Source organism: Anaerosolibacter sp., from assembly GCF_029240175.1.
Classification (GTDB): domain Bacteria; phylum Bacillota; class Clostridia; order Peptostreptococcales; family Thermotaleaceae; genus Anaerosolibacter.
Genome location: NZ_JARBTM010000012.1, coordinates 44,110 through 61,632, shown reverse-complemented (window position 1 = coordinate 61,632; position 17,523 = coordinate 44,110). Strand labels below are relative to the sequence as shown.

Annotated in this window: 22 protein-coding genes and 1 pseudogene; 1 reads left to right on the top strand and 22 read right to left on the bottom strand. The window is 34.9% G+C overall.

The genetic code is table 11. From position 1 onward, the window contains the following. Nucleotides 1-326: 326 nt before the first annotated feature. The 3 genes from K0R93_RS10250 to K0R93_RS19135 all read right to left on the bottom strand — a co-directional run bounded on the left by K0R93_RS10250 (nucleotide 327) and on the right by K0R93_RS19135 (nucleotide 2,364). Nucleotides 327-1,394, bottom strand: coding sequence for an alanine/ornithine racemase family PLP-dependent enzyme (locus K0R93_RS10250; RefSeq protein WP_300300840.1), 1,068 nt, complete (start codon nucleotides 1,392-1,394; stop codon nucleotides 327-329). 102 nt (nucleotides 1,395-1,496) lie between these two features. Beyond that, entirely contained in the window at nucleotides 1,497-1,703 is a 207-nt protein-coding gene (locus K0R93_RS19140) for a hypothetical protein (RefSeq protein ID WP_330685140.1), read from the bottom strand. A gap of 133 nt (nucleotides 1,704-1,836) precedes the next feature. Continuing rightward, nucleotides 1,837-2,364: a hypothetical protein gene (locus tag K0R93_RS19135; RefSeq protein WP_330685139.1), complete on the bottom strand. Its 528-nt coding sequence runs from the start codon at nucleotides 2,362-2,364 to the stop codon at nucleotides 1,837-1,839. Nucleotides 2,365-2,457: 93 nt separating this feature from the next. Between K0R93_RS19135 and K0R93_RS10240 the strand changes: the two genes are divergently transcribed. Beyond that, a complete protein-coding gene (locus K0R93_RS10240; RefSeq protein ID WP_300300838.1) occupies nucleotides 2,458-2,895 on the top strand; it encodes a CBO0543 family protein in 438 nt (145 codons plus the stop codon). A gap of 28 nt (nucleotides 2,896-2,923) precedes the next feature. Here the strand turns inward: K0R93_RS10240 and K0R93_RS10235 are convergent, their stop codons facing one another. The 19 genes and pseudogenes from K0R93_RS10235 to K0R93_RS10145 form a co-directional block, all read right to left on the bottom strand. Then, nucleotides 2,924-3,061: a hypothetical protein gene (locus K0R93_RS10235; protein WP_300300836.1), complete on the bottom strand. Its 138-nt coding sequence runs from the start codon at nucleotides 3,059-3,061 to the stop codon at nucleotides 2,924-2,926. A gap of 225 nt (nucleotides 3,062-3,286) precedes the next feature. Next, nucleotides 3,287-3,457 (bottom strand): hypothetical protein, encoded by a 171-nt coding sequence (locus K0R93_RS10230; RefSeq protein WP_300300834.1) that lies wholly within the window; start codon nucleotides 3,455-3,457, stop codon nucleotides 3,287-3,289. A 67-nt stretch (nucleotides 3,458-3,524) separates the two neighbouring features. Continuing rightward, a complete protein-coding gene (locus K0R93_RS10225; RefSeq protein ID WP_300300832.1) occupies nucleotides 3,525-3,704 on the bottom strand; it encodes a hypothetical protein in 180 nt (59 codons plus the stop codon). Between the two features lie 436 nt (nucleotides 3,705-4,140). Continuing rightward, nucleotides 4,141-5,193, bottom strand: coding sequence for an ATP-grasp domain-containing protein (locus tag K0R93_RS10220; RefSeq protein ID WP_300300830.1), 1,053 nt, complete (start codon nucleotides 5,191-5,193; stop codon nucleotides 4,141-4,143). A 104-nt stretch (nucleotides 5,194-5,297) separates the two neighbouring features. Beyond that, nucleotides 5,298-5,818 (bottom strand): annotated as a pseudogene (locus K0R93_RS10215) (WbqC family protein). An 858-nt stretch (nucleotides 5,819-6,676) separates the two neighbouring features. Continuing rightward, nucleotides 6,677-7,510, bottom strand: coding sequence for a class I SAM-dependent methyltransferase (locus K0R93_RS10210; protein WP_300300827.1), 834 nt, complete (start codon nucleotides 7,508-7,510; stop codon nucleotides 6,677-6,679). A gap of 187 nt (nucleotides 7,511-7,697) precedes the next feature. Then, on the bottom strand, nucleotides 7,698-8,264 hold the full coding sequence (locus tag K0R93_RS10205; protein ID WP_300300825.1) for a TetR/AcrR family transcriptional regulator: 567 nt from the start codon (nucleotides 8,262-8,264) through the stop codon (nucleotides 7,698-7,700). A gap of 9 nt (nucleotides 8,265-8,273) precedes the next feature. Next, the gene (locus K0R93_RS10200) at nucleotides 8,274-9,248 is read right to left on the bottom strand and encodes an alpha/beta fold hydrolase (protein ID WP_300300823.1); all 975 of its coding nucleotides are present in this window, start codon (nucleotides 9,246-9,248) and stop codon (nucleotides 8,274-8,276) included. Between the two features lie 230 nt (nucleotides 9,249-9,478). Next, entirely contained in the window at nucleotides 9,479-9,655 is a 177-nt protein-coding gene (locus K0R93_RS10195) for a hypothetical protein (protein ID WP_300300821.1), read from the bottom strand. A gap of 11 nt (nucleotides 9,656-9,666) precedes the next feature. Beyond that, complete coding sequence (locus tag K0R93_RS10190) at nucleotides 9,667-10,710, bottom strand: hypothetical protein (protein WP_300300819.1); 1,044 nt, start codon at nucleotides 10,708-10,710, stop codon at nucleotides 9,667-9,669. Nucleotides 10,711-10,847: 137 nt separating this feature from the next. After that, nucleotides 10,848-11,807, bottom strand: a complete 960-nt coding sequence (locus K0R93_RS10185; protein ID WP_300300817.1) for a hypothetical protein — start codon at nucleotides 11,805-11,807, stop codon at nucleotides 10,848-10,850. A gap of 111 nt (nucleotides 11,808-11,918) precedes the next feature. Next, entirely contained in the window at nucleotides 11,919-12,635 is a 717-nt protein-coding gene (locus tag K0R93_RS10180; RefSeq protein WP_300300815.1) for a metallophosphoesterase family protein, read from the bottom strand. Between the two features lie 266 nt (nucleotides 12,636-12,901). Beyond that, the gene (locus tag K0R93_RS10175) at nucleotides 12,902-13,360 is read right to left on the bottom strand and encodes a DUF5071 domain-containing protein (RefSeq protein WP_300300813.1); all 459 of its coding nucleotides are present in this window, start codon (nucleotides 13,358-13,360) and stop codon (nucleotides 12,902-12,904) included. Nucleotides 13,361-13,388: 28 nt separating this feature from the next. Beyond that, entirely contained in the window at nucleotides 13,389-13,808 is a 420-nt protein-coding gene (locus K0R93_RS10170; protein ID WP_300300811.1) for a hypothetical protein, read from the bottom strand. 48 nt (nucleotides 13,809-13,856) lie between these two features. Further along, nucleotides 13,857-14,471: a nucleotidyltransferase family protein gene (locus tag K0R93_RS10165; protein ID WP_300300809.1), complete on the bottom strand. Its 615-nt coding sequence runs from the start codon at nucleotides 14,469-14,471 to the stop codon at nucleotides 13,857-13,859. A gap of 299 nt (nucleotides 14,472-14,770) precedes the next feature. Further along, nucleotides 14,771-15,295 (bottom strand): GNAT family N-acetyltransferase, encoded by a 525-nt coding sequence (locus tag K0R93_RS10160; RefSeq protein ID WP_300300807.1) that lies wholly within the window; start codon nucleotides 15,293-15,295, stop codon nucleotides 14,771-14,773. 280 nt (nucleotides 15,296-15,575) lie between these two features. Next, the gene (locus K0R93_RS10155; RefSeq protein WP_300300805.1) at nucleotides 15,576-16,010 is read right to left on the bottom strand and encodes a VOC family protein; all 435 of its coding nucleotides are present in this window, start codon (nucleotides 16,008-16,010) and stop codon (nucleotides 15,576-15,578) included. A gap of 3 nt (nucleotides 16,011-16,013) precedes the next feature. Beyond that, complete coding sequence (locus tag K0R93_RS10150) at nucleotides 16,014-16,676, bottom strand: DNA alkylation repair protein (RefSeq protein ID WP_300300802.1); 663 nt, start codon at nucleotides 16,674-16,676, stop codon at nucleotides 16,014-16,016. 115 nt (nucleotides 16,677-16,791) lie between these two features. Continuing rightward, nucleotides 16,792-17,286 (bottom strand): NUDIX hydrolase, encoded by a 495-nt coding sequence (locus tag K0R93_RS10145; protein ID WP_300300800.1) that lies wholly within the window; start codon nucleotides 17,284-17,286, stop codon nucleotides 16,792-16,794. Nucleotides 17,287-17,523 lie beyond the last annotated feature (237 nt).

The window sequence follows — 17,523 nt, the reverse complement described above, 5'->3', positions numbered from 1 at the left end:
TACGACATAAATGTCGCAGGTTGAGATCAATAAAATTGTAGGGGCGATTCGTGAATCGCCCCTACCAAGCGCAACATCAATCTGTGTCGCATTGTTCTACAACAGCGACCTTAAGCTATTACTTCGCTGTTATTTATAAATTTCCTTTCATAAAGTGGAGGTTATCCTACTTAATAGAAGATACATTTCACACAACTTGCAAGGCTTACAAAGATTCATAAGTAAATAAAAAGACATCAACTCATAGAATAGCTGCCTCTTCAGTAGTTCTCAGCTTATCAATCACTAATCCTATTCATTTAAATTAAGAAATTGATCCTAAAAAATTATCTTTGCACAACTTTGTTCACAAAAGGAGAGGTCATGGCTGATAGTAAAGCCGCATAATTCAGGTCAAATGCTACAGTATCTCCTACATTCATCGCCGCCTCTTGTGTTAAATCAATTATCAGGTGATCACTTGTAGCACCCAGTATTTCAATATTTGATTGTTTTGGTGTCAGTCCGTCAACATTTGTATCCTGACGCCCAACATTTAGAATAGCTCTTGTCATCATTCCTCTATCTTCTAACTGCGGTATATTGCCAAAGGCATCCTGTCCTATTTCCCCGATCGGTAGAGAGGGTTTCAATTTTTTCTCAATTATTTCTGCGTATAGTGTAAAAGCATCTTGGAGCGTATTACCCCATGTTTCCCTATTTATAGTTTCTCTCCCTAAGAGAATCCCTTCTCCGATTCTAAAATGGTTAATTCGCTCAGGTATCTTTCCTGATGCTAACAATTTAAGAGAACTAGAGTTTCCAGCAGATAAATATTGAAGCTTTATTTTACATTTTTCTTCAATTTCTTTAGCCAAATCAACTAGTTGCTTATTGTTTTCGTAGGTTGGTATTGTTCCGTTTAAATCAGTTAAATTTGTTCCTAGACCAATAATTTCGATTCCTTTCATGGAAACTACTTCTTTAACTAAAGGTAGCAGTTCGTTAGGCCAAACACCTTCACGTAAATCCCCAAGGTCAACCATGATTATTATTTTATGTACAAATCCTTTCGATAAACTCTTATCAGATAAAGCCTTAATAATCTCGTATTCAGAATTCAAGCTAACATCAGCAAGTGAAACAACTCTTTCGATTTCTGACATATGCGGTGATCTCATTAGGAGTATAGGTGTATCGATGTTACTTCTTCTTAACCGCTCGATGTTATCTAAACGAGATTCACCAATCCAATCAATACCTCCACGAATCATTGCCTGAGCTACTTCAACCATTCCAAGTGTTCCTTTTGTAACTCCAGCTACTTGTATACCATATTTCTTGCATTGATCAACAATCGTTCTAGTATTTTGCTCGATTTTACAAGTATCAATTGTAATATAAGGCGTTTGCATGTGTGTACCCTCCAAATTATTAGATTACATTTCTCCTGTATTTTGGTCATATCTATATTTAGTGGATGTCCCTAAATACCTTCGCTAAATACAACTTTCACACTATACAATCATTCTTTCGTCTTGCTCATCTTCACAAAGTTCAAGAAGATTGACCCTTACCAGAGCTTCTGCCAGCTGTGGAGGCACCTCATTTCCACAACGTGCTACTTGTGCTGTTTTAGGATACTTATTTCCTTTGTAATCTCTATCAATGATATAATCCTTTAGAAATCCGTTTGCTGGGAATAACTCATGTGGTTCTAGCATCCTCATTCCAAGATCATAGATGTAATAATACACTCCATCGATACATAAAAGTAATATTTCATCTTTAGCTATGTTGTAACCACAATATTTGTTCAGTAAAGATCTGATCTTATTCCAATGTCCAAGACCTTTATCAATTTCGAACTTTGCAGTTGAGTGGCTTTGTTAGTTGTTGGCCTATACCAGTCTTATAAAATTTCTCTATAAAAGCACCATCGAGTCCGAACCTATTCGATGTATCCAGTGAATGTATTGGTTCATCTACACTTAATCCTCTTACTTCGTTCTTTGTAGTTTCTGAATGATAACTTGTTAGGAAAGGAGCTACAAGATAATGTTCTGCTTTTGTAGTAATTGTTGTTAACGGCTTATCTATCTCATATTGAAGCCTATCTCCACCAAAACCAGTTTGTCCTATTCGTACTATAAAGGGCTTTGGATTATCTATGACAAACACAGGTCTACCCCTTACCGCTCCCCTAGGACCAACTTCCCAAACTGATTCACAGTAATGCTCAGTTGTGGGATGGTTCTCCTTATGCATTGCGATAGCAGCAGGATCATGATTAATAGCTATATCTGCACTCCTACCTGTTGCCAGCTCTATTTCCGTAGATGCTCCACCCCCTCCAGCAAAGTTATCTACTATGATCTCTCTCAATTTGTCTCCCCCTCTACGTCAGCACAATTTATTTCTGAATGAATATCTCCCTTTCGATTACATCAAACTAAAACAGATAAAGGAGTGATAATCATGTGGATACACGCGTTAGTTTCTATCTTTCCATGGGCATTATTTTGGATTGTTTCTGATAAATCACGACTAAGAAGATTATTTATTACAGGTACCTTTGGATCAATGATTGCACTTATCGTAGACATCTTTCAACACAGTTTTCGATGGTGGACACTAGAAGATGATATTATCCCTAGATTAGACATAGAACTATCTGCAGACCTTGGTCTATATCCGGTACAAGCTATGCTTTTGGTTCAATTTCTACCTGATAATAAACGCAAATGGCCGTATTGGATTATAGGTTTGTCCTGCTTTAACACTGCTGGAGAATATATTTTGCACTTGTTAGGCGAACTAGTTTATACAAACGGTTGGAATTATGGATGGACATTCTTAAGCTATCTAATTCCATTTAGCCTAGTTGCATGGCATTCTACATACTATGAAAGTTAAATAACTACTTTGAATACAATTTTCCTCCCTAATTGCTCCCGATATAAAAATGACATACTTCTTTACTGCATTTTCCCTTGGTGAAGCTGCAGAAGTACTTATCACCTTTCTTCTGGAGCTTGCTGCACTTTTTCATGTGCCTGATAAAATCCCAATCCTTCTTCAAACCGCATACCTCCTAACCCACCATCATGCTGCTTAGAAACTCATCAAGGAAATCTGCTTACCAACCATTGGCTTTGCCTTGGGGTCGATGGGAACTTCGATTTTCTTTCTATCTTCCGTTGTCTTCTGTTCAGCTTATACATAATTTCAATTACATTTATCCTACTTTTGATGCTTCTACCTCACCAGGAGCATCCTCTTCTTTCTTCTTACCAAATAGCCTATCTTATTCCATATATGTATTGATGATGTTCTCTATCTCTTCAATAACCATGCTGGCACCAAGTTCTTTTCCTAGTGCAAGAGTGGGATCATCACTCTCCTTTACGACTTCTTGAATCATGTTTTTGCATCTAGCTAATGCTTCGTGCAATCTCTGAACAACGTATTTATCCATCCTTTCACCTCACTTTCATAAAAAATCTATATAATGCTTGTATTACTTTATAGAAAAGCCATAAAGGCTAATTTAATCCTAAGTAGCTCATGATCTCCGCTTTTGATTTTCCTTGGTTCATCATCTCAACAACACGATCAAGAACTATGTCACCATAGATTTCACCTGCTTTTCTGCTCCATTCAGCCTGCTGTTCTTCCGTTAAATCTTCCCAAAGTGTATCACCTACCCATAACCTTACTTTCATAAGCTATCCCCCCTACTACATGCTATGAAATGTCTAGGTTGTACTATGAACTTATTAACTTATAATTCTTAAAAATATAAACCCGTTCGTTTCAAATAGATTTCACACACTCATTTCTCACACCCTGCTAAAGTTATGTTTAGCTACAATAAATATACGCTATCATCTGCCAAAAAGAAAAAAAGTACTATTTCTAGCACTCTTTTGTAGTTTAAAAATATATTTAGTGTAAGTTGCAAGCATTACTTCACAAGTAATAAAGAACCTCCATCACTAGATAGAGGTTCTTATCGCTTTCAAACAAATAATAATTTACAACTACTTATGATGTGGTTCACCATATCGCTGTAACTGCGGTTTTTATATCATTACTAATAACTGGATAACTCAGTCGCAATGGACACACCAAACAAAAATGGTATGGAGCCTTTTCAATTTATATATGGTGAAGCCTGGCTGTAGAAAGGGAGTTAAGCTTATCTAGTGGGAAGTAATAATCGCTGTATTGCCTCAATACAAGGCCAGTTGCTGCGCAACTGGGTATTACCTCCTGGCAAAGCACTTCTGAGCGTATTAAGCTTTCCGGCTCATTTGTTCCAAATAATAACCGCATGCCTGTGGAACTGCTAAATCTGGGATTTATTTCGAAAATTACCGGCATTCCATCTTTGAGGCGCAATTGGATATTTATAGCCCCATATGCTCCTAGTGTACTTGCAACTCTGGCACAATAATCTGCAATGTCGTGATAACCATCAGACACTGCAGCAATAGAAACTCCTTCCTGCAAATACCGCCTTAAAGCGATTTTGGAAATAACCTCTCCCTTTTGATTCATACAAATCCCCACGGTAAACTCTTGCTCCTCATCTGTGAGGTATTCCTGTATAATTAAGTCTTTCTTATCCTTTACATTTTCAAGCAGCTGCTGGTTATCCTTAACCAGAACGACACCTTCTGAGCCACGTCCCCCACGGGGTTTGACGATCAAGGGAAAACCCGAACTTTCAATAAATCTGGAAAGCATATCAGCATCTTCAGGATACCTGATACTTGCAGGAATCTGAAAACCTGAGCGTGATAAATGGCCCATGGTCAGCCACTTATCAGTACAAAGCTCTATCACTGTAGGAGAATTTACAAATACCTTTGTTCCTGTAGACCTTTCAAGGGATTCTCTATTTCTTGCATAAAATGAAAGCTCTGCTGTAGAGCCGATAAATATCGCTTTAATCTGATGATCTTTACAGAGGTTTTCAATAAACTTATAATAGCTTTCTTCATCTGCTGCTCGGGGAGCGATAAAGCCTTTGTCGGCAAAAAATAGACCTAGTGAATATGGGTTACTGTCAATTGCTGTTATTTCAACAGGCAGTACCGATGCTTTAAGTGCCCTGATAATACCCAGACCGTATACCGAACCTGAACCTGTAACCAATACACTCAGAGGCCCATTGATTTCATGCATATTTTCGTAAGCTGCTGACAATGTAATCAACCTCCTGTTCTGTTAATCCCGGGTGAACGGGTATTGAAACTATCCTTTCCGAAGCTTGTCGGCATTTGTGAAAGAAAACAGCAGCCTGATCATACTTACATCTCTCTCAACAAAAGCTTGCGTGTACCCTCCACTCCACAGTTAAATAACATATCAACGATAGACAGATTGGGGATAAAGTTACCCCAAAGCTGAGGATATATTATAGGCTGATAGTCCAGATATTCCAACTTAATGCCTTGTTTATCAAAAATCTCGGGCTGATTATATGCCCTCCCTCCAATCCCGGACAGGTAACAGTCAGCAGAAAAGTGGCAACAGATCGCAGCTATCAGGTCATTTTTTCGAAGATCAGCAAATTGAGGCAAATCTGATAAAAAAACAAGCTTGGTTTTCAATCCGAGCAGGTCGTGTACAAGCCTGATAAAAGCTATGTTGGTATCTATAAGATATCCGGTATCTTGTAGTATCTGCTCCAGCATCGGGAAAACTTCTTCGAAATAAGGTGCCTTTGCGTAGTTTACTTGAAATGCCATAAGATGATTCCTTTTCCAACCCGACTGCCTGTTTGAAACTGAGCAGTATCTAAAATAAAGAAAATATCACACTGTGCCATCTTAACAAAGTATCCCGGCCAGGGAATATAATTCGGTTGATGACCTGCTATTTTCATTGCTCTACCCCACTTAACGATTTATGTTTGATTTTTCTATCGGTGGCCTGTGCATCATCAAATACTAATTTTGTTTTCGATGCGACCCGTGTAATTTTTCTGGTTTTTTCGGTATGAATGAAGCTTTCAAAGCTTGATCATTGCAATTCCTCATCAGTTACATACTAGATTATATGTCGGAGCACCCTGTATTAGAATATTCACCACTCATAAAAGGATTACAGAAGACACAGGGACGTTTCGTTCGTTTTCAATGTAGTTGAAGGTATTTTTTTCTATTCCCCGAAGTATGATATGGTAGGTTCATGTTTTACTTCTTTCTCTTACTACCCTTGCCATGATATCACTCCTATTTCAGAATGCCATAGGAGTACTGTCCAAACAACCGAAACGTCCTCGCATTTTTCTTTTTACATCTTGTCTTAATCAGTAGCTCAGGTTCTTTAGCTGGACGTCCATAGTATTTACAGTATACCTTCTCTAACAGCTTATTGATAAAGCTAAAGTCTACAGCATGATTTGTAATCTTTAGGAAATGATTTCTGAACTTTTATAGTATAATATGGAATAAATGTTTTACTGCATATCTTTATCTTTAAACATGGTAAAACCCCAGTATTTATGATATTTTCTCGACAACTCTATCATATTAAACCAGGTCTTTTTCTCAATGGTCTTAGCTTGCTTTGAACAATTTTTCCACTATTCAGGGTGTGTTTTTAGTGGTTTCGAACCATCCCATTGACTCCTTCTATAGTTTACAGAATTGCTGTAACTTCAGATTTCATAATATTTATCTAACTATTTCTGTGTAGCTACAAAGACTACATTTTTCGATGCAAAATCATTATCAACTATCATTTCATAACAAAAACGGTGGTTTCTATATTCATTTTCATCTAGCAAATGAATTAAATCCTTTTCTGAGTAATAATGATCATAGGATCTATACACCTCAAACTTATTCGAATCTACTAGAACAATATCTTGATTTAAATATACTTTTTCTTCTGGGTAATGAAATACTTCTGATAACACGACATGATCTTCATAGGCCCAAAATCCTTCCCTGCTCGCATACCAGTCTTTATTAACCTCTTTATCCTCTTTAAAAGCCTCTGTAAACACATCAAAGACAAAGAATCCTCCCGGCTTAAGTGCTTTGTGTATCTTTTGTAGCAGCACTGCCCTATTTTCATTACTAAAAGTCCCAAAATCGCAATATATCAGCATAATTGCATCAAACTTTTCGTGATAATCAATTTCTAGATAGTTTTGATAGTTATATTCAATATTTAATCCTTGCTTATTACTAGATTCTTTAGCGTACTCAATAGATCGTTTGGAAAAATCAATCCCTGTAACTTTATGCCCCAATCTAGCTAGTCTCTCAGCATATAATCCAGGTCCACATCCCAAATCTAGGATTGTAGAATTTTCTTGTAAAAAATGCTGATTTATCCATGCTACAGTCTTATCTATCGTCTTCGGTTTTCTACTGGCTGCATCCCAATCAGGATTTAAATGAGCAGCTAACATATTTTTTGAAATATATGCATCATCCCAGAAATTTGATGTTCCTTCTTCAAATACTCTCGGCTGCTTTACATACCTAAATATCTCCTTTAAATCCATAATAATCATTCCCTTCTACAAAATTATGCCTCCACAGTTTATACCCCTATCGTATATGATTTCCTTCCCTTTTCAAGCCTACTATTTACCTAATCATACTCCTAAGAACACTTGTTCCAAAATAACTAGAGAAACAAAAACCGCATATGGTCTTGTAAGGTCGGTTGGACTAGCTGTGTGGAAACCTCTAGATACCTAATGTCTTCAGAAAAACTTCCATTATCTCCTCGTAATCATCTAATGTAATAGTATGAGGAATATCTTGTTCCTCACCTAAGTAGCTTCTTAATCCACGTTCTTTCAAAAAGACATATTGAATTGGTGCAACAACTTGAATAGCAAGACATTTAATCTCTTTTTCAGATAGACCTGGCTTTATTTCCTTTAGCAGACCCACAATTGTTTCCGGTGTGCTAAAACGATCACTGCTCAACTCATCGCTAATAAGTACACTCGTATACTTTTGATACTTTAATACCACCATAGCCATAGCCTTCAAAAATGTTCTCAACTGCTGCTTTGGAGAGTCATTAAGATTAGACAGTGTCTGAAAGGCTTCAATCGTGGCATCATCGATTATAGATGAAATCGCTGACACGATTAAATTCCATTTACTACCAAAGTGATAATTAATCAGTCCAGTAGCTACATGGGCTTCATATGCGATCTGTCTAATAGTTAACGCTTCAACATCAAAGCCATCATCAAGCAGGGCTATGACCGATTTAATCATTAATTCTTTTATTTCTGACATATAACCTCCTTAAAGCATGTTGCTGAAAAAACGCTTTATAGCTTCGGCAATTTCAGCATGATGGCTGAAAAACATATGTCCACCTTCCTTAAAAGAGAGCAAAGTGGAATTGGGAATTTTTTCATGGGTGTATTCAGCATAATAGAAGGGCTGTAATGTATCATCTTCAGCATGAACCACCAATGTTGGCGCTTTTATCTCCCAAATCGGATAGTCTTCAGGTGACAATTCTTTAAATTGAACATTTGCATTGAAAATCCCTTTTTTTCTCAGCGAAATAGGAGTCATAATTTCAAAAAACTCTCTAGCCATTTCTATTTCATCTAGGGTCATTTTTTCCTGAACTTCTTTAGATACCCCCAATACATTCAAAAGATCTGACTGGATATACTCTGTAATCATCCAGAATAGAAAATCATTATTAAATATCGTTCCAAAAACTACTGACTGAACAGTTGTTAACTTTGGAGGGGTTTTACTTTTTGCACACATCATCGTAAGTGATTTCACACGTTCAGGATAATTTATGCTAAATTTTAAACCAGATGGGCCCCCATCAGAGACAGCAACCACATGAACTTTGTCTATTCCCAATTTATCTAGTAAACTCATGTACAGTGCCGCCTGATGATCCGGGGTAGGCTCTTCTGGCAATGGAGTATTTAGATATCCGAATCTGGACACTGCAATTACCATGCAATCCTTTGGCAGGAATCTGTCTGCAAGCAGCAAGCCTTGATCATATCCCCCTCCAGCACCATGAATCATTAGAACTGGATCCCCTTTACCAGAGATTGCATATTCAATGGTTCCCTGATCAGTTTCAACTACGATACTTTTGGCATTCGCTCTCTCGATTTGTTCCGATTTGACTTTTGAAAATCGCTTGTGCTGAATCCCTAGAAAAACAACCGCTATGCTTATTAATACACAAATGACCACCACTGCTATTTTTTTAATGGTACTCTTATTTATTACACTCATCTTCATTCTCCTTTCTTGAACATGTTCAATTGCTATAAGTATAGCTTGGAAAATGAATAAAATCAATCAAAGTTAGTTCAAATCGAATCCATTGAAAAGACTACAATATAGCCACCTGTTCAACACGTTCTAAATCTCATTCTGCAAAACTTACATACACAAAAAAGTCACACATTGTGTGACTTTTTGTAGGATTGAATGGTTAAGGAGAACCACACCGAAGCCTTATCCTAAAGTCCGTAGTCATTTGTGGTACGGTTCACCGTATCGCTGTAACTGCTGTTTTCTAACATGTATTCATCAGTAATATTACCTATAAAAAAGGATAGGGACAATGGATCTATTCCCTCATCCCTCTGATCATTTTGTTCTCTATTATATTCCTCATGCTTTTTCAAGTGAATCATAAATACCTGCTTTAAAGAGATTGCATGTATTGCTCTAACTCTTCAAAGTCCTGAAGCACTCTGAGCTTAACACTATTATTTTGGAGAAGCTCCACCAATTGCTTCTGATGTTCATGCACCGCCTCCAAAAACCCTTTCATGTTTACTAGGTCAAAGGCACCTACAATGTCAGGCAGCTGCTTTGATGATACTCCTGTTCCCGAAAAAACAGCTTCTACTTCATGAGTTATTTCCACAGCTGCAAACAGTGCAGTGTATGTATCGCCAATTTCACAGGCATGAATTATCTTATTGTAAAAATTAATCAGTTCTTCATAGAACCCATCTAATTTATCTGCAAAGGAAACATGTTCCTTTATTCTATTTTGTTCATTTGAAATCAAATCTTCCGTATTGCACATTAGCTGTCTGTAAGCATTTTTAATTTCTATTATATCACCGCTGACAAAAACTGTATCATACAATGCTGAAAAGTCCTTTGGTACTAGGCTCATATCCATAATCTCTTTTTTCAGTTTACCCCGTCCGCGTTTTACTGTTGTTCTGTTCAAAAGTGCAATAGCATAGGTTACTGAAAAAATGATTTCCATTGCATATATCCGAACTTCAGAAAGATTTTCAGCATTAACCATCTTAAAATAGGCTTTATAGGTTTCATTAAACTTTTCCTGTGCTTTACGAATAAATTTTCCTCTATCACTTGTATCTAAGCCCTTCTCTTTCAGTTGATTAAATCTTGCTAAATCCTCTTCACTACTACAATAAATCACCCTACCTTCGGTAACAATCGAGGTAATTTTTTCATCATGATTTGCAATTCCCTCTAGTCTTTCCCAAGATATCGGCCAGAAATCAAATCCTATCCCATCAATAATAAATACTTTGCCGAGATTTTTTCCACGTTCTGACTTCGGAACATAATACATGTCAAGATCAGACCTGCTGTGGGTTTCATTATAAATATATGAACCCATCACAACCACAACAGCAATATCATCTTTGTAGTCTTTTTTGATTTTCTCAATCAATATTTCCGCAGCTCTTAATAGCTTCATGTTTAAACCTCCATTACGGTACAAAAATTGTGGGTCATCGGAACCATCCCCTTGGATCATATTTACTTGGGACTTCAGCAAGTCTAAGACAATTAGATATATCAACAAATATATAATAACCATTCAAGTTCTTATTTTTATTCCCTATGGTTATTTAATTCCTCACTTTGCTGATATTTTAAATCTTTACTGAATGCAGATGACAAGTATGAAATAAAGAATCCAACTATTATCACATTTATGATGAAACCTATGAAAAATTGTATAAAATATGTAATATTACTAACTTCAAAAGGATCTGGGGCTTGGAATACATATTTCGTTCCTAATAACAATATTTTTAATAAGAGCTCTGACTGGGATATGTTTTCAACTGACTCTACTACCCATCCATTATGCGAAAGATTGTATACTCCGAAGTTTAAGAAAATATAACATTCTACAATGATAAAGGTACTTATCGCTATGAACATTGTTACATAAAAATTATTTTCGGAATCTATCGCTACTTTCATAAAGGTTAATAATGGAATTAAGAATAATAGTATACACATAATAACAACTGAAAAACTTACCGCTCCAAATTCAAAGTTTGATAGAGTCGTAGCTATGTATAACCAGCCTACAAGAATCTGAATAATAAAAGCTAATATCTGTTTCCCGTATCTTCCAAACTTTGATGTACCTTTCACGGTTGTCTTCGCATAGGTAATCAATCCATAAATCCAGAGAAATATGACTAGCATACTATACACTCCAACAATTGGTTCAGGAACACGCTGTGATAATTCGGGGAAAAGTGGCATAGTCACTATCAGAAAGACAATAAACAATCCCAGAAGCTGTTCTTCAATTACCGTTTTTGTAAAATCTAGTACCGAAAGACCTAGTTTTCTAAATGGAAACTTTTTAATAGTCGCAAATCTCAAATATAGATTGTTTACACTATACTCAGAAAAATGTTTTTTAAAAACTTTGAATGCCTTTGCTATGTATGCTTCTCCATTATCAAGAAAAACCCTAATACGATTTAAAAATGATAAATATAGCATAATTCCAATTATTATACTTAATGATCCATATAAAATAACCGTCATGAAATCTCCCCTTAGCTACCAAACCAAATTTTTACATTTATTTTCATTATACTACGCTTTTCAGCAACAACCAATCTGTTTTAATGGTAAACAAAAAAGAAGCCAAACACTTTATTTAGCCTCTTTCAGTCTTTTGCTATACACATCTATATATGGAAATCTATTAAATTTTGCTGAATCTACTACTTTTTCAATGTCATAGTCCAGCCTAAAATTTGTATAGGAAGTGCTATTCTGGCCGATTTCTAGAATTCCGTAAGAAGCTTTGGCTTCCCCGTCTAATGCTAAGCTTACAGCCCCTACATTTATTATTTTCTTTCCATTAAAAGACACATAATAGGGGCAGTGGGTGTGACCACTAAGCAAAATATCTGCCTCGATTTCCTGTATAATTTGTTGAATGCTTTCTTGAGGTGTCATAATGCCTATAGGTTCAGATATTGACCTATGCGAGCCATGAACACATAGAATTTTTATTCCTTCAATTTCAACTAATTGTTTGTCATGCTTAGATAATAGCATCTCAATCTCATCTTCGCTTAACCGTTCCTTGGCATATTGATAAAGCGAGTAGATATATTCTTCTCTTTCATTCACTGGCTTGAAATCATCATCTATTTCTTCAAACCAATTATCCGTATTCCCTTTAACCCATGCAATCGGAGCTAGCTCATTCACTATTTCTAAAACCTCTTTTGGATATGGGCCATTCATCACCACGTCACCTAAAAAGACAATCTCATCAACCTCTTGTTCTTTCAAATGTTCTATGACAGTGTTTAATGCTTCAACATTTGCATGGACATCTGAAATTACTGCAATTCGCATAACCCTTCCCCCTTTAGTAGCATTGAACTAGGTTATATTAGCTAGTCTGAAACAGCTTATGGGTTTATCAATTTTTGAATAAGAGAACTATAGCTGAAAAAGTACCTAAACATAAGATTGAAATTATAAATTTTATTTTGGTATTCATTTTGTCCCAAGAAATTAATAAACTAGATAAGGCATCAAACAATAAATCCAAAAATGAACTCATAATGCTAGACTCCTTTCAATGCTTTAAGCCTTCTCGAAATTATGTTTTGCAAAATCTATTCTATATCAGCTATCTTCTTTAAACTTTTGTATATCTCTCCTTCATCCAATCCTAGGCTTTGAAAACCTAATTCTTGTATAAGATACACTATTCCATACGCCCATGTCTCATCATTCTCTCTTAACGCTTGTTTCATTGCATTCTTAATATGAGGTAATAGTACAATCACATCAATTTCTTTAAATAATTGGACGATATTCTGTACACCTGGCCAGTTGGCATCTTGAAACCAGTTCATTAAATAAGGAAGAGCTAATTTATTCCTTGGATACCCAATGCTTTTCAAGACAATTGATGCATTATGCCAACACGCCTTATGGCATAGATCCGACTGTTGAGCCAATAATATTACTTGATTTTCATCTATCTTAGATAATTCTTTTATAGCATTTTTCTGAACGGATTCAGGTTTGCTCCAATTTAAATCTAAAATATATTTTTCAATATCATTCATGTTCTATCTCTCCAATGCTTTAGAAAATCTACATAGTAAAACGGATCGAATGTTCTTTAAGGAAACTATATAGTGCTATTTCATCTCCTTTATTTACAAAACCTAGCCATATACGCCTTTTCTTTCCATCATTCATACAAAAGATCATATTATTCTTATTGTATTTAACACTTTTTACTTCAGAGAAACTTATCATTTTCTTATTAGTTTTCAATCCGTAATTAACAACGATACGATCATCTGTAATCGTTAAGAAATCCTTATAGATACTGTAAAATTTTATACTATTTATAATAGATAGTATGAATGAAAGTAGAATCGGAAGAGCAATCACTATAAAGAAAGACGGAATTGATGATACCATTATAAGTAGTGCAAGATTTATTATTGCTGCCAATATCCATACGAACGAAATTATTATTGCATTTGCTGATGCATTAATTTTCATAAAGCTCCCCCTTATGGTTCCCCTATAACGCTTCAAAACTCATATCAATCAATTATTCCAAGAAATTATTTTCAAATCAGGCCATTTTCCAAGCCATTTTTCTACTTTCCTATTATAAATCTCTTCCGTTATCTGTCCCTTGTTTGGCCTGACTATTTTACCAAATACATCGTTTAGTCCAAATGGAGCATATATTTGAAATTTATCATCTTTCCCTAGCCTAATACCAATGGCTGTTGCTGTTGTCGGAAATCTATCAATTGCCTGTTCAAGAGACTTATATGGGGGTATCGTATATCCAAAACTACTTTCATACCATAGATGAACTCTTGCTTGATTTTTCACATCAATCCTTACCTGCAAGTCAGAATAAAGTTCACCTACTCTTTTAATAACTTCATCTTCTGCTGAATCTTCTAAGTTATCTTTATCGAAATATACAAAATCAATATCATCAATTCCATAGTCTAAATGATTATTGGAAAGATAGTTCCATACTGTTTGTGCAATGCACCCAGCCCCAATATAGTATTCTTTGATGTCCGATGTCTTTGTTCTATGTAATGCTTCATGTAAAACATTACTGGACATAATAATCTTCTCTAATATTTCTATTTGTGTTTTAGCATCTAGGTTATACGCATTTAATATCTGATGAATCAAGCTAACTCACTCCCTTCATCTTATCTGTTTCCAACTTCAAAATTTAATAATTTCTTGACATAAGAAAATATGCCTTAGTTTACGGTAATTTATTATTTTTAATTTCTGAAATATCCTTGAAAACTCTTGAATATACACCTTCTACATTTATTTGACTTGCAGTATCATTATATAATCCATATTTCCAGAACTTATTCTTAATATAAAATATACCAGGTATGTACGTTCCATCTTGAGAATCTGGCTCATCTTCATAAGCCAGTTTGTCTTCAATAAAACTACAATGAAAGAAATGCTTATTAGCAGAGGTCCATCCAATAGATTTGCTGAGCTTTACCTTCATAAATATTTTCACAAGTTAATATACCACCACAACTAATTGCAGTTTTCATGGAAGGAACATTATCTTTATCACATATAATCATAACTTTTGGGATTTTCAAATGATATGCTTCATCTAAAGCGAGTAAAAGTTGCTGTTTCCCATAACCTTTTCTTCGTTCTGATGGACGAATTCCATAACCTATATGCCCACCATGCTTCTCTAATTCAGGAGTTAAAGAATGGCGTAGCTGTATACTTCCAATGATTTTATTATCAGTTTTTCTGAGAGAAAAAAATGTACTTGCATGGACATTATTTCTCAGTTTATCTTTTTCAATTGAAAGAACAAGTTCGAGCCATTCATCAAAATTATTAGCGCGGCCTATGCCACAACTTCCATTAATCTGAGTTTCCCCAAAGTCAAAATATTCCTGTCTATATTCCCAAATGGCTTCTTTAAATTCAGAAGAAGGTCTTATGATAATCAATTCATTTGCCACTATCTCACCTCTAGAAATATAAAATTTCTTCATTCTCACATTATAGCTCTAATAAGAAACCTCGAAGAAAAGAGTGTCGACACTCTGGGCAAAGTAGGCTTAAATCTACTTTGCTCTTGTGTACACGGATTATGTTACTATTCTTATTTAAAATTATTTATCTTATTTTCGGGATATGTAAATGTTTCAATATTCTTTTTTATCAATTTAGCATATTGTATTTGTTTATTTATCAAGCTTTTAAGTGAATTTACGCCATAACTACAGTTTATTGAAAAATTTATTTGTAGTTTCCTGTTATTTCAATCGTATTTCCATCTGGATCTTCCAATAAAAAATGATGATAAGGTGAAGAAATGTTCAAATACATAATTTTAGTCAATCTACCTATGTTAAGCTCTTTAATACGTTCATATTCTTTATTGAGGTCGTCTATGTAAAAATTTAGAACCATATTATTTCCATATTGAATCTGTCTATTTTTGAGATGTTCACGGTATTCACTACTGTAGTGTACTTCTAAATCATTTCCAAGCTCTATTAACGCTTCATCATGCTTGGGATTAAGTAAAGCAATACAGCTCCCATTAAAATTAAACTGAGCCCATCGGTCGAATCTTAGTACAGATACTTTCATTCCCAACAATGCTTCATAGAATGCGATGGATTTTTGAATATCTTTTACGATAAGGTAAGTAGAACCTAAATTAAGCATCTATTATCCCTCCATCAAGCGAGATTTTAACTCTTTATCAAATTTCTCTAATGCATACCTAAAAGATATTCTAGGCATTGTACTTTTATTTTCCAATAAATACTCATAGACATTATTAGGTTCAACTTGTGATAAAATTTTTAACATCCATCCATAACCTTTTAATACCAGATGGTGATTATCATTCATTAATGCATCAGAAATTAAAAACGGATTAATATTTTTATACTTGTCATGTTTTATAGGATAAATCAAAATAACGGCCGAAGCACGCCTTACAAAAAAATCTGAGTGCTCTGTCCATTTAAGAACATGAGTGAATAGTTCGTTATTTTGACTCAATAACTCACCAAATGCATGTGTACAGAAGTCATCACAATCACCCCAACCAGTAACGTATTTCTTGAGCCAGCTCTCAAAAACAGAAAAAGTTTTATTATTATACTGTTTTCTAATTCTATACGCCCAATCATACGCGATAACACTCAATGCCCATTGTCGTTCATCTAGTAAGTGCTCACAAGCTGTAAGTACATTATCAATACTTTTATCATCTAACGCTCTATATAGTGAGGCAGAAATAGATCTAATTTTACCAGTTGTTAAACCATTTTCTTTTGATGAGTTTTCAAAATAATTCTTGGCCTCTGATATAATATTGTTCAAATCCACACCTTCCTTCTATCTCAAGAGAATTCTTCCATTTGCAGATATTATCCTTTTACTTTTAATTCGTACAATATAAACAATGCGAACTTTCTCATCTCAGATTCACATTAACTTAAATTAATTTATCCCTATATAAATTGAAGCGATTAATAGTAGCAGGTACAATCACTTTTTTAGAACACATGTCTTCAAATTCATAAATATCTACCCATTTTGCATTTATTACTTCTCGGTCTTGTAATTTTAAATTGTATGTAGGTGTATTCAAATTAACAATATATGTATCAATAATCCAATCTTCGGTTGTCATTGTTCCTAAAAATGCAATTTGTTTATCTATAACTTTGATACCAGTTTCTTCAATTAATTCACGTTTAGCACCAGAAAGGCTATCTTCTCCTGAGATAACAGAGCCTACTGTAGATTCCCAATAGCTTCCCCATGGTTTATCAGGATGCCTCTGTGTTAAAAGAATTTGATTGTTACTATTTTTTACCCAAATTTCAACTGCAAGGTGATATTCTCCGCTATTAAGTGGTAGACCTCGTTCATGTAATCGTCCTAACTTATTTCTATTTATATCATATAAATCCCAAAATTCTGCCATTTTATCTTTCCTTTCGTATGACATAATAATCTACAACTATGATGTAAGTTACTATTTCTCTATTATCCATAAATTTCCTCTAAAGAAATAACCTTTCTTATATCTTTATGAAAAGTGTATCTCATGCAAATATACGTACTAAATAGGCGTTTAATTGATCAAAAGCAACTACGCGCTTCACTTTCAAATAATTCGTATTTCGTATATACAATCAACTAAGACTCAGTTCAGATGGAG